This window comes from Stieleria marina (assembly GCA_007741555.1).
Taxonomy (GTDB): domain Bacteria; phylum Planctomycetota; class Planctomycetia; order Pirellulales; family Pirellulaceae; genus K23-9.
Map to the genome: position 1 here is coordinate 964,850 of CP036526.1, position 12,869 is coordinate 977,718.

Genomic DNA, 12,869 nt, shown 5'->3' on the forward strand with positions numbered 1-12,869 from the left:
TTCCTCTATCAACAGCTTCATGGGACGTTCATCAGCCCTAGTGTCGGTGGATGAACTTTCAAGCATTGAAAATGCAATCCGCGCGCCATTTGAAAACGTTGCACCATGAATCGGGTCAGAACAATCCATTTAATTCAGTAATCGCTAAGTCAACCAATGCTTCTTCGTCGGCCTCGTCTTCCAACAACAGCAAAGTTGCGGTTCGTATCTCGCTTATCTCGTTGATCACCATCAGCAAATCGGCAGGTGTAATCGACTTGTCTTGATTGACATCCAGCGCGGGGTTCCATTGCGTTGGCTCTGCCAGAAAGTTGATGATGATCAACAGGTCTTCGGGAGTGACTTCGCCATCGCCACTGACATCCGTTGCCATTCGAATCGGTGGTGTTTCGACGAAGTTCGTCGCCAAATTTGGTAACGCAAACTGGTCGGACTGTGCTGCGATCGTGGAAATCTGATCATGTGTCAGCGGCAAATTGAAAACGCCGACCTCATCAATCAGTCCTGTGAACGGACTACTACCAGAATCGTAGGATGTTCCTGACTGGAATCGCACGCCGCCGTGGCTGGCCCCGATGCCGATAGGGTCGCTGTGAGGCGTCATCGCGTAACCGACGCCGTTGCCCATTTCTGCTCCATTGAGGTAACCCGTTAGGCTGCCCGCGGTAATGCCGTCGGTGCTTAACACCAATGCAACATGGTTCCATTGGTTCGACTGCACGGGTGCGTGGATCCATGTGCCGGCCCAGCCATTTCCATGAGCGAAATTCTTCCAACCACCGACGACTAATTCGCCCGATTCGATCCAAATGTTCAACCCAGTCGTCAATGCACCTTCTTCGTATAAAACCTGTCGCGATGCGGTTTGATCGGCCAAAAACCATAGACTGACGGTGCGGTCTTCGTAGAACTGTGTGTTGATATCGTCGCTGCTTTGCACACGAACACTAGAAAGTCCGTCCAGTGAAAGCGCGCCGCCACGTCCTGCGTTTTGGTCGATGGCAGCATTGCCAGCCAAGATTCCAACGTCATCAACGACGCCTAAACTGGCTTGGTCGGGAAAAGTATCGAGCACCAGTTGGTCGAACGACCATGACGCAACTGCCTGGGCATCGCCGCTTGGCAGAACATCATCGTTGTCGATCGTGCCCATCGCTTCTTCGATCGTCGCGACTGGTCCGCTTAAGACGCCCGCGCGTAACGAAAACGTTTCACTCGCTTCGGTCTCGTTGTCATCGACGGTGGGAATGGCCAATTGAAATGCCGTTGTGTTGGCAGGGATCAATAGAATGGAACCGTCCCATTGAAAATTTGCTGGCGCGACGATTGATCCAAAGTCCAGTGAACCTTGCGTACTGACGTCGACCAAATCCAAATGCAGCAGAACGTCAACATCCAACGATTCGCTCAGTTGGACGTCAAATAGCAACGTTTCGCCTTCCAGTGCCGTCGCGTCGCTGATCGTGATATCGATCGGTGTAATCGGTGGAACGGTTGCGCCTGAGAGCACCGAAACATCATTGAAATGCAACGCACGATTGTAGACGCGAACGTCTTTGATGAATCCGTTGAATTCAACCTCGTTTGCACCAGTGAATGGTTCCGTGGCAAATCGAACTTCACCGTTGGCACCGCCAATTGCAAGGGATTCACCGTGGGTCCAAAGTTGCGATCCTTCACCACGACCAAATTCAACACCATTTAGGTAGCCAACCAATGCACCGGGTTGGACCGTCGCGTCACCGTCCAGGAAAAGCGTGACATGGTGCCACTGTTGGGGATCGATGGGTGTCGAAAGCCATGTCCCCTGCCAATTGCTTTGAAAAGGACTGCGATTCCAGCCACCGACAATTAGCTGGTTGTCTTCCAGGTAAATATTCAAGCCACGAGTCACGCCGCCTTCTTCGAAAAGAACTTGCCGTCGGTCATTCTCGTTGGCGTAGAAAAAGAGCGAAATGGATCGTTCGTCAAAAATGCCCAGGTTCAAGTCGCTGCTGCTGCCAATGTTGACTTGGTCGCCCAGTCCATCCAGTTGCAGCGAGCTTGTTGTGGTGTAAGGATTAAGGATTTGCGCGTCGCCGATCAGGGTACCGACATCGCTTACATCACCGAAAACCGCCATGTCGCTTACTTGCGTTTCACTGTCGGCAAACGTCCAATGTGCGACCAGGTCGGATTCGATGTCCGGCGTGTCGTCGCTTGAAAGAATCGCTTGGACAGAAAACGATTCGGCAGCGATGCTGGCGGTCAAAGTAAACGTCTCGTCCAGTTCATAAATGTCGTCGTCGACAATCGGGACTCTCACTAGGAACGTCTCGGTCGATGGCGGTAGCGTCAGGCTTGATCCGGAAAGCCAGTTTTGACCTCCGTCGACAGAGGACTCGAGTGAATGGCCATCGCTGGACCCAAAATCTTGTCCGTTTCCAACGGCTGACCCATCCAGCAATGACAATTCAATATCGACTGCATAATCAGTTGGGTCATCCAGCGTAAGAGAAAATATGACGTGGTTCTGGACGCCTTCGGTGGCTGGCTGGGCGGTTCCGCTCAGTCCGGGGACAAAGAAACGACCGTCCGACGCATCAACAAGAGCCCGGTACTTTGGTGCGTCTGTGATGTCTTGCAACTGATACTGCAAGGCTCCCGTCGTTGAATACACCGACAATGGATTGACGTGAGTGAAATGGTTAAACAGATCTACGCCACGTTGATCCAGTTCGCTGATCAGCGACGCATAGAGATCGTACATCCTTGGGTCTGTTTGTGCGTCGAAGACCGCTTGCAGGTAGGGCGATCCCGAATTGTCCGGCAATAAAAGTTGTCCGCCTTCGTAAACCAACAGATCGATTTCGCGCCCAAGTTGTTGTGAATAGGTGGCGGCGAGTTGTTGATGTTCGTCGATCAGCGGCAGCGTGACTTGCGTCAAGTTTGTTTCGGCTAAGTCGATTATTTCGTCGACGGTAGTCTGAGCATCTAGTTGGCTCTGCTGCGGTTGCGTCAACCGAACGTAGCTACCGACTTCGATCGCGTCGAATTTTCCATCCATATGACTCAGGATCGACTCGGTAACTTCGGGCACTCCCGTGAAGGCACTGGCAACGCGGACGATACGTTGTTCTTGTCCAGCGAAAACAGAGCTCCAGATGTCAAAGTCGCGAATCGCTTGCTCGGCCGTGACTTGCCAACGCAGGGACTCGTCACCGCCAGGCAGTTGGTCGGTTAGCCAATTGAAAGCGTCGAAGGTGCCGTTCCACACTTCATTGGAGTATTCCACGTAGACCGTCAGGCTGGGATCCAAGTTGTCGCGAATCAATGTGGCATACTGTGAAACGAATTCGTCGTTTGCTTGATGTGGCATGTTCAACCAAACATCTTTTTGCAACGAATTGGCTAGTTCGATGATGTATTCGTAAGCGACGCCTTTGTCATCGCCGCGCTGCCGCGCGTCGTCGATGTCGCGGCGCTCTGACCAATCGACCAGTGAGCTTCGATTCGCGTCCGTCCAATCCATGAATCGGAGCACCGAAAACGGCTCAAGCGATTCCAAGAACGCAGGATGAAATGGCGAGAAGTCGTCGCCTGGTGACCAGATCTGGCCGGTAAACGAATCGCCTTGGTAGTCGGGCATCCATAAATGCACGTCGCGAATTGGATCGCTTTCGTCCATCGAGTAGATCTTCATCGAGATGCCGGCATTGCGAGGAGTCACATCCAGCAACGCGAAATGTTTGACGATTCCATTTGAATCGGTGAAGACACCCGATTCGATCGTTTGCGCCGCAAATTCCCAACGGACATCGCCGGATCCCTGCCACTCCGCACGATAAATGCCAGCAGGATATTTGTCGCCAATGTCGCGAAACATCAAGGTGCTGATACGTTGTTGGATCAGATGCCCATCGTCATTGACGAATTCATTTAGCGCGACCGGCCAACCGTTTTCGTCGACTTGGACTTCGCCGCCACCCGAAAACGATTCTTGTTGGGTGACTGTGTTGAACGCGTGCGAAAGCCAAGGCCGCGACGTCTTGAATACGTCGGTGAACGTCCATGCGGTGCTGAAGTCAACGATTGGATCCAGGTTCACACCGATTGCCGGGTCCGCTGCCAATGGTCGTCGAGCCTCCAGTTGCTCGAATCGAACGCATCGCCGATTTGGATGCTTCGTTACACGGTGCGACATCGGTTCGTTTCCTACGTCATTGGTTCCAACGGCTCAAGTCAACTCCCGCAAACGTTTCCACCCATTGATTCGATGGGCGAAATCTTTCCAACAGCATTTCGCGCGTGCCAGCTTGCATTGGTGGTGGCGAAAAAGATTGCGCATCCGAAGCCGCGAAAGTTGACTGGCGAAGAAGCTGATACCCTCGCTCTCGGGCCGCCCGCGGGACAAACTTGATGGCGGTCGACACGATTGAATTCGATTTCAACCGATCGGTGACGGCAGTCCTGACGCGACTTTCTAAGAATGCCTGCGATTCGTTTCCGCGACCCTGGGGAGGTGGGAAAAACGACGCTTGGTATTCGAGACCCAAAAAACGACAGACGCGATCAAGCACCTGTTCTTGATTCGTTTTTAATTCGTGACTAAAGAGACACAGAATTGAATCTTCATCGTAATGCTTTAGATACTGCTGCAGTTGCAGACGATAGTCGCTGCTGTTAACGCACATCGTGTCCGTCTGATTATGTTTTTCAAACGGAACCGTGAACGGCTCGTTCCAATGAAGCTCTTTGGACCACCGATGGACGAAATGAGAGTACGCACGATCCACGGGATGACGCATCAGGTAAATCAATTTTGCGTCAGGCGAGTGAGCAGCCAATCGTTCAGCAGTGTGTGGATGCTCGGGATATCGCGTGTAGCCAGTTGATCCGTCGATCAGCATCTGGTCCGGTGGAGCGCCGGAATAGATCGATGCGTACGATTCGATGCCCTTGGCGAAGTGTTCGTCAAACGAAAAGAACTCTGGTTCTTTGGGTTTGGCGACGTGAACCTGAGGATGTTGCCAAAGTAGTGACGCTAGGTAAGTCGTTCCTGCTTTCGCGGCACCGATCAAATAGACTTGTGGAATTCTCAGTCCATTGACAAGACACGGGGCAAAAGGGCTGGTGATATTCATGATGACATACTCACAGGCGTACGCGAACGATACTGAATCACTTCGTTGATTGCCCATGCCCAAAAGGTGACGCACAACAAGCCGTTTGCGACCAGTTGAAAGGGCAAACTGATTTGGGAGCTGTTTTGAAACAAAGCGGACAACATGATCGCCCCCGCAAGAATTGCCGTTAGCCTTGCGTCCTGTCGCAAAAGCACGATGCGGTGGCGCGCTAGCGAGGCAACAATGGCAACGTGTCCCAAGGCAGATCCAACCGCCAAGCCGGCGATGAATCCTGGGAAACCAGCGATGCGAAGACCCAACAAGGACGCCGCAAAACTGCCGGTCAGTCTGGCCAGATTGAAGCTTGCCAACGCACGTGTGTTTCCTAGTGCGACCAGCGCACGAGACAATGTCAAGGACAGCATCACAAACCAAGCCGCAGCGCATAGCCATTGGCAGATTTCGCCCGCCAAGTGATAGTCAGTGTGGTAGAAAGTTTCAAAGAAGATGCGGCAAGTTGCAAACACACTAATCAGCAGCGCCATGCCAATTACCAAAATGACTTCGCGTGCGACTTGCAGTTCACTTGCCAGTTTCGACGGCGATTCTCGTTGGCATTTTGAAAGCAGTGGGTACATAATGCTCATGCACAATTTTTCAACCAGCATCTGTGGCATCGTGGCGATTGCCAATGCGAAGCTGTACAGACCGAGTGTGGGAATATCGAAAAGCCGCCCCATCATCATGCGATCAATTTGCATCGCTCCGAACGCCAACAGTGTGCTGACGAAAATCCATTTGCCAAATCGAAACAATTGTCTTGCGTGTTCTTGGTTCCACTCGATTCGGTTGGAGTAGTCGCGAAGCAGGAAGTGGCTGATGGTGGTGCGAGTCAACGTCATTGCGATCGCACCGGCCACGAGCGCCCACACGGATGGATAGAACCAGGCGATGGAACACATGCAAATACTGCCAGCGATTTGCGAGATGATTTCCAGGCCAGCGAGAGATTTCAGATTCAGATGTCTTTGCAGCGTAAAGATCGAAGTGGAACAGGCGGCATCGATGATGGATGTCAACGCGGCGACAGGAATCAACAGTAGCAACGCCGGCTCGCGATAAAAATTTGCGACCGGCCAGGCCAATAATCCCGCGCAGATCGCGATCACAACGCCGCGAATGAGTTGCAAAGTCCAGGCGGTATTTAGAAACGACGGCTCGTCGCCCTTCGCGTTTTGAATAATGCACGGGCCCGCACCGATCGTGGAAAACATGCCCAAACCAACGATGACTAAATTGATGATTGCCATCGTGCCAAACGCTTCGGGCACCAGCAAATAGCTCAGAATCATGTTGTTGCCCAGCCGCAAAAACTGGCTGGCGCCGTAGCCAATCATCGACCATGCGGAGGCGTTCAGAACAGAATTGTGATGCTTGATCGATGGCAAGGTTGCCGCATCACGAAAGCGAGCGCCGCTGACTGATTCGCTGCGATTCTCCAGAGGAACCGCGATGGTGCTAGCAGATCGCATGTTCGTAGATTCGTGTGAGTTGTTCGCTGGCGCGATCGTGGTTGTAGAGTGCCGATATTTTCGCTCTCGCACGATTGCCTCGTGCGGCAAGTTCGTATCGATCGTTGTTTGCCTGTTGAAGGGCATCGGCAATCTGAATGCGCAGACTGTTATTTGCCGCTTCGATTGCAAGTCGTTTCTGGTTGCCTTGCATAAACAATCCCACCCATCGGCTGTCTTGGTTGAGTGGCAAATTTAGTAGCGACCCCGTGATGCCGTCGTCGATCAATTCCGGAATCGCGTAGACGTTCGTCGCAATACTGGGGCACGCTTCAGCACCGGCTTCGATCATGACCCAGCCAAGTGATTCGTCGAAAGTGGGCAAAATCAACAAGTCGTGATCACGCATCATTTGACGCACTTCGTTGTTGTGCGTTTCAGTGACGTGTCGAATCCACGGTGTACTGCTGAGCCGTTGATGTAGTTTGCCAAGATCGGGGGCGAATTGTTCGAACACATAGTTGTCGTCCACATCCAATTTGGAGACCACGGTCAATTGGATGTCGATACCGTCACGCCGAAGGCCGTCGATTGCATCCAGAGTTGGGATAAGTCCCTTGCGAACAGCGTCGCGACCAACGAATAGAACTCGCAGCGGGCCATGATGAGGCTGGCGTGGCTCGCTGGATGTCGATGGTTTGATCGCTCCTCGAAAGACTTCGATCTTTTCTCGAATCGATGGAAAATTCAGTTCCTCGTACTTCTCTCTGGCTTGTTCGCATGCGATTTCGCTAAGCGATAGCACTGCGCGACAGGCTGGTGAGGCAAGGGAACGCTGCGCAAATCGTGTTTGCCACGAATGAACCCGTCCCAAATAGCGTGGCAGTTCCATCTCACACGACATGACATACCGGGTGGCATTGAGCGGGATCATGTTCCAGGTATGCATCAACGATGCGGTTCGGTCCAAAATTAGCGGCGTGTACGCCCAGAACGTTCCCCGCCGTTCGATCTTTTGGATCGGAATGCGTCGTACTTTGCGATAAACGAACCCCGGTGCGCTCAGTCCGTAAGAAACGCGTTCCAAGTTGTAGTGAGGATCAATGACCCCAACTTCAATTTCATTGGAGGCGAAGGACCGGTTGCTTGCGGTTGCCGGTTGATTCCGTTCACGCGTCATGAGCATGCTGGTACACCAATTGGTTCAATGGGGTTTCTCGTCGAAGTGTGTTTTGAACGCAGTTCTTGTCCGTCAATACGCTCCCTTGGCAGACAACACTGCGGGGATGGTCAAAAAGATGAGCTTCAGATCGAGTGCCAGGTTGCGATTCTCGACGTACTCCACATCCATTTTGACTTGTTGGTCGAAAGGCACATCGCCACGACCGCAAACTTGCCAAATACATGTCAGTCCCGGTTTGACGGCCAATCGTCGCCAATCTTCTTCGGTGTAGTAGGCGACTTCTTGCGGGCACGATGGTCGTGGCCCTACCAGACTCATTTCGCCTCGCACGACATTCCACAGTTGGGGCATCTCGTCCAGGCTGCTTTTGCGAATCAATCGACCAACCAGTGTGATGCGAGGATCGCGGGCAATTTTGAACGAACGCGAATCGCTGTGATGACTCTCTGCAGCCAGTTTTTCTTTCTCGCGATCGGCGTGAACCCGCATCGACCGAAACTTCAAGCAGGAAAACGGAACTCCGCCTTCTCCAATGCGAGTCTGTACAAAGAACACGGGGCCAAAGTCTGTCAGCTTGATGGCAACCATGATCAGCAACAACAAGGGTGACAAAACGATCAACCCTGCCAGAGCCAACGTAACGTCCAAGACCCCTTTGACTCGCTGGTAGATCGAAGTTTGGTCCGAAAGAAAATCGGCAAATGGAAACGAACGATTCGCGTCGAGGCTAAGTGCTGAAGTTTGCAAAGTCGAAGACATCTTGCTATTCCCGTCTCAAGAGATGGTGCGTGAAAACGGCGATGCGGTGCGGCGGCTATCAAATCAAAAACCTAGAGAAGTCTTGGTTCGTCAACGCGTCGTGTCGCTTCGTCGGAAATACTTCCACGCAAGCGAGATGCCAAACGAATATGAAAAAGCGACGAGTTGGGAACCGTTGCCCTACGGACTGCCTGTTGGGGTAAAAATCAGACCCAAGACGATTCGGCCGCCATGCTCAGGATTCGTCGTGCTGCAGCGGTCGATGGGGAGTGATCGGTTTGGTAAAAACTCGTCGCATTTTGAGGAGACATACGCGGTGCACTGCTAGAAAAATGCCTAGAAACGAGCTGTTTGCTGCAGCGTCGATCGCAACGCATGCGATTCGATTTTCACCCCTTGAGTGCCGATCTGTTGATCGCTGGCGATTCAGTCTCGAACCACAATTCTTAGCTGCATCAAATCAGCCAGCTTTTCTGCTTCGTGCCGCGCATCGTGGCGATCGGCAACCATTTCAGCGCCGCGCTGTCCGTATTCTGCCAGCGTCTCTGCTGGCATCTCCAGCACTTCACGCATCTGGTGTGCAAGAGGTTCGACCGCGCCGGCCGGAACAAGCCATCCACACACATTGGGCTGCACAAGTTCGGCGACGCCGGCGATGTTGGTGGAGATCACGGGGCGACCCATCGCTAACGCTTCCATGATCACCACCGGCAGCCCTTCGGCAAAACTGGGTAGTACTAGTGCGCGGCAATTCGTCAATGCCTCGCGGACCTGCGCGTCTTTTTTCCAACCCGCCAATACAACCGTGTCGTCCAATCCGTAGTGGCTGATCAGATCTGCTAATTCGTCTCGCATGGGTCCATCACCCACCATGACGATTTCGAAATCAAAGCCCTCGCCTTTCAAGAGATTGGCCGCTTCCACCAACACATGGGTGCCTTTTTGTTCGGCAAGTCGACCGATGAATAGAAGTTGGCGGTCCGGTGACGGAGGGGTGTAGGGAGCGGACAAAAATTCGCGATCGAGTCCGCAATGGACGACGTGAATTTTTCCCCAATGACGATAGTCGGTCCAGCGATACAACTGGCTGCGACCATATTCGCTAATAGCGACCGCGAATTTTGCGCGCGCGACTTTGGCACCCAGTTTTAGGAACTCGGGCTTGTCGAATTCATGAGGTCCATGCAGCGTAAAACTAAACGGCGGGCCGCCCATCGCATGACACAGCATCGCGACGGTCGCCGAATTGGTTCCGTAGTGTGCATGCAGGTGTTCGATCTGATCCTCGTCCAACCAACGAAGCAGTTGGCATGCTTCAAATAGGTAGATGAAATTGAAAAGCATTCCTCGATCGGAGTGCCAACCGCTTCGAAGCGTCAGAAACAATCCTTTCAAGAACTTCAGCGGCCGCGTGAAAAAGGTTCGGGTAGCTGCCACCGCCAATCCAGCGGTGCCCAAGTTCAGCACCACGGTTGTTCGTGATGCTTCCAGCAGGTCTTTTGGGTCAGACAGTTTGACGGATGTTTGACGGATCGAATAACGAAAGACTTCGACCCCCATACTTTCCAATGCTTCAATTTCACGTCGAATGAACGTGCTGCTGGGAAACGGATATTGATTGACCAGATAGGCAACCTTGCCTTGCCGTTGCGCCGGTTTGGGCCGAACCACGCGACGGTCAGCAAGGTTTTGACGATCATCTAGAACAGTGCTCATGTGGTAGCTCCTTTGTATTCAATCAAAGCCGTTTCTTTTGCAAAGAAACGATTCAGGTGGAATGTTATGGCGCCCAAAACTTGGGGAAATTTCGCCAGAACATCAAAGACGGCCGCAATCCGAGCGTCCGCCGAACTGAATCCTCGTGATCGATAGTAGCGATTCACTTTGGCTACTAAAGCGATGTGACCAGCCAGCAGTAGTAGGCTGGCTCCGTGCGTAGGCCAGGCAAAAAAGATTGCCACTAGCGGAATCAACGCGCCCCAGAAAAAGATGCTGCGCTGTTGGCGTACCCAGTGATGCTCCGGTGCAGCACCGTGCATCGACACGCCTTGTGCATATGCGTGGCCGGATCGTTCCATCCGTCGCCACCATTGTTGAAAACGCGTCATCGCGGCGTCATGGAGTGTCATTTCGGCATCCAATCGCTCGATGTGCCAGCCAGCAGCACGCAGTCGTACGCAAAGTTCTGGTTCTTCGCCTGCGATCACGCTTGAATTAAAACCGCCAACTTCATCAAGCGCACAGGCCCGCATCATCGCATCGCCTCCGCATGCTTTGGCATTTCCGATCGGTGTGTTCCATTCGATATCGCAAAGCCGATTGTAGATGGATTGGTCGGGGTGGCGTTCGCGACGTCGTCCCGCAACAACCGCGAGACGTGAATTCGATTGCAACTTTGCGGCAGCCTGTTCCAGCCAACCATCGGCGACTTCGCAATCGCCATCGATGAACTGAATAAATGGAAGATCGGGAAAACGTTGGCGCAATCGGGACACGCCCTCGTTTCTTGCACGGGCGGCAGAGAAGGGCAGGGTCATGTCCAATTGAACGACCTCGACACCCAGTTGTTGGGCAATCGCGACACTGTTGTCCGTCGAATCGGAATCGACATAAACCGTCGTCTGGCAATTGCGAAGTGAATGCAGGCATCGGTGCAAACGTTCGCCTTCATTTCGTCCAATCACGACGACGCCGACTTGGCTGAGTGCAAAATTCATGTCGTCACCTCGCGGATGACCGCTGTGTGCGAATCGATGGATAGATCGATCGTTCCCTCATTCGCGTTGGGGAACGATTGGTGTTTGTCTGGATCCGAATCCCTGTCGATTCTATGAGTAAGGATTTTTGCAGGCACGCCAGCGGCGGTGCATCCAGCCGGCACGTCGCACACGACGACTGCATTGGCGCCGATTTTTGCATCATCGCCGATGCTGACTGCGCCAAGTATCTTGGCTCCCGCTCCCACGCTGACTCGATTGCCCAAATGGGGTGCATCGGTTGGATGATTCTCCGATCGAATGCCCAGCGTCACGCCGTGTCGCAGGACGCAATCGTCGCCGACAATACTGGCACCGTGAATGACGATCCCATGTTGATGTTCGATCGTGACGCGGCGTCCGATTCGGGCGGTGTAAGGAATTTCGATTCCGTAGTAGTAGGCGCTGCGGCGATAAAAGTGCTTGTACAAAACACTTAGTAGTCCACGTACAAGTTTGGGGCGAACGCCCATCCGCCAAACGCCAAATCGATAGGTTGCCAGCGCGCGGAAGCCTGGGCGAAACCAATCGCTTTGATGAGTTCGGTAGTCCTCGGCCCACAAAGTCGCGAGCTGCCGAATCGAAAAACCATTCATGTCGCAAAGCCTCGAAAGAGAACACTGTTGCGAACAAAATCCAGCAGAAATCGCGGCGGATCGGTGCGTGGTTTTCGCTGTAGCCGCGACCGCACACACCACGACGCATAGCAGACGGTCCAGCAGACGTCGGCCAATGTTGCGTAAAGTCGACCGTGGTTTTTAACAAAGTATCTCCGCCGCGAATCGAACCAATATTTTGGGCGACGTTTCCGCGGAGCAGAATTTCCCGTCACGCCCGATGCTTGACCAACCAAATGAACCACGCGACTGGCCGGTTCGATCCAGCAATCCCAATTCGCTATCGACGCACGACGGCAAAAATCGACTTCCTCGAAATACATAAAGTAATTTTCGTCCAGCACTCCGATCGAATCGAAGACTTCGCGACGGACCAACATGCTTGCACCGGCTACCCAATCGCATTGCCAAGCGGTATCGGACACCGGAGGCGCAACAACGAATCGGTTTAAGATTCGACTGGCATATTTGATCCGTAGTCCTTCGTTAATTTCACTCCAGAAAGTTGGGAATCGAAATGCAGATCGTTGCGGAGTCGTGTCGGGGTCTTCCAGCCGACTACCAACGATGCCGACCTCTGGATGAGCGGCCAAAAAAACGACCAAGTGTCGCAACGCGCCCGCTCGCACGATGGTGTCTGGATTCAATAGCCAGATGAAATCCGGCGTGTCGGACTGATCAAGGGCTGTTCGAATGGCCGCGTTGTTTCCATGCGCGTAACCTTCGTTGGTCGTCAGTGGCATCCAAGTGATCCAGTCTTGCCAATTATTCTGGATGATGGTTTCGCTTAGCAGTTCAACGGATTTGTCTTGAGAATGGTTGTCGACCAACGAGACGCGTACGTCACCCCCTACGATTTTGTGATCCAGCAGCGACTGTAGGCAATCTTGCACAAGCTCGGGTGTGCGATAGTTGACAATGACAATTTGAACTTTCAT

Annotated in this window: 9 protein-coding genes; all 9 read right to left on the reverse strand. The window is 52.9% G+C overall.

The window, feature by feature from the left end; genetic code table 11:
• Positions 1 to 115: 115 nt before the first annotated feature.
• A complete protein-coding gene (locus K239x_RS03455; RefSeq protein ID WP_145416264.1) occupies positions 116 to 4,183 on the reverse strand; it encodes a LamG-like jellyroll fold domain-containing protein in 4,068 nt (1,355 codons plus the stop codon).
• A gap of 16 nt (positions 4,184 to 4,199) precedes the next feature.
• Complete coding sequence (locus K239x_RS03460) at positions 4,200 to 5,123, reverse strand: sulfotransferase domain-containing protein (protein ID WP_419189626.1); 924 nt, start codon at positions 5,121 to 5,123, stop codon at positions 4,200 to 4,202.
• The gene (locus K239x_RS03465; protein WP_419189627.1) at positions 5,120 to 6,637 is read right to left on the reverse strand and encodes an oligosaccharide flippase family protein; all 1,518 of its coding nucleotides are present in this window, start codon (positions 6,635 to 6,637) and stop codon (positions 5,120 to 5,122) included. The genes K239x_RS03460 and K239x_RS03465 overlap by 4 nt, the downstream gene beginning before the upstream one ends.
• Positions 6,624 to 7,802, reverse strand: coding sequence for a glycosyltransferase family 4 protein (locus tag K239x_RS03470; protein ID WP_145416267.1), 1,179 nt, complete (start codon positions 7,800 to 7,802; stop codon positions 6,624 to 6,626). The genes K239x_RS03465 and K239x_RS03470 overlap by 14 nt, the downstream gene beginning before the upstream one ends.
• Positions 7,803 to 7,868: 66 nt before the next feature.
• Positions 7,869 to 8,558 carry a sugar transferase gene (locus K239x_RS03475; protein WP_145416268.1) on the reverse strand — a complete coding sequence of 230 codons (690 nt, stop codon included), beginning with the start codon at positions 8,556 to 8,558 and terminating at the stop codon, positions 7,869 to 7,871.
• A gap of 426 nt (positions 8,559 to 8,984) precedes the next feature.
• A complete protein-coding gene (locus tag K239x_RS03480) occupies positions 8,985 to 10,274 on the reverse strand; it encodes a glycosyltransferase family 4 protein (protein ID WP_145416269.1) in 1,290 nt (429 codons plus the stop codon).
• Positions 10,271 to 11,275, reverse strand: coding sequence for a glycosyltransferase family 2 protein (locus K239x_RS03485; protein ID WP_145416270.1), 1,005 nt, complete (start codon positions 11,273 to 11,275; stop codon positions 10,271 to 10,273). The genes K239x_RS03480 and K239x_RS03485 overlap by 4 nt, the downstream gene beginning before the upstream one ends.
• Complete coding sequence (locus tag K239x_RS03490; RefSeq protein ID WP_145416271.1) at positions 11,272 to 11,910, reverse strand: serine O-acetyltransferase; 639 nt, start codon at positions 11,908 to 11,910, stop codon at positions 11,272 to 11,274. Before K239x_RS03490 ends, K239x_RS03485 begins: the two co-directional genes overlap by 4 nt.
• The gene (locus K239x_RS03495) at positions 11,907 to 12,869 is read right to left on the reverse strand and encodes a glycosyltransferase family 2 protein (RefSeq protein ID WP_145416272.1); all 963 of its coding nucleotides are present in this window, start codon (positions 12,867 to 12,869) and stop codon (positions 11,907 to 11,909) included. The genes K239x_RS03490 and K239x_RS03495 overlap by 4 nt, the downstream gene beginning before the upstream one ends.

What these genes read in the sequence shown, in the direction of transcription:
- K239x_RS03460 (WP_419189626.1), bottom strand. Translation starts at nt 5,123, where the DNA reads ATGAATATCACCAGCCCTTTTGCCCCGTGTCTTGTCAATGGACTGAGA.
- K239x_RS03470 (WP_145416267.1), bottom strand. Translation starts at nt 7,802, where the DNA reads ATGCTCATGACGCGTGAACGGAATCAACCGGCAACCGCAAGCAACCGG.
- K239x_RS03485 (WP_145416270.1), bottom strand. Translation starts at nt 11,275, where the DNA reads ATGAATTTTGCACTCAGCCAAGTCGGCGTCGTCGTGATTGGACGAAAT.
- K239x_RS03465 (WP_419189627.1), bottom strand. Translation starts at nt 6,637, where the DNA reads ATGCGATCTGCTAGCACCATCGCGGTTCCTCTGGAGAATCGCAGCGAA.
- K239x_RS03455 (WP_145416264.1), bottom strand. Translation starts at nt 4,183, where the DNA reads ATGTCGCACCGTGTAACGAAGCATCCAAATCGGCGATGCGTTCGATTC.
- K239x_RS03475 (WP_145416268.1), bottom strand. Translation starts at nt 8,558, where the DNA reads ATGTCTTCGACTTTGCAAACTTCAGCACTTAGCCTCGACGCGAATCGT.
- K239x_RS03495 (WP_145416272.1), bottom strand. Translation starts at nt 12,869, where the DNA reads ATGAAAGTTCAAATTGTCATTGTCAACTATCGCACACCCGAGCTTGTG.
- K239x_RS03490 (WP_145416271.1), bottom strand. Translation starts at nt 11,910, where the DNA reads ATGAATGGTTTTTCGATTCGGCAGCTCGCGACTTTGTGGGCCGAGGAC.
- K239x_RS03480 (WP_145416269.1), bottom strand. Translation starts at nt 10,274, where the DNA reads ATGAGCACTGTTCTAGATGATCGTCAAAACCTTGCTGACCGTCGCGTG.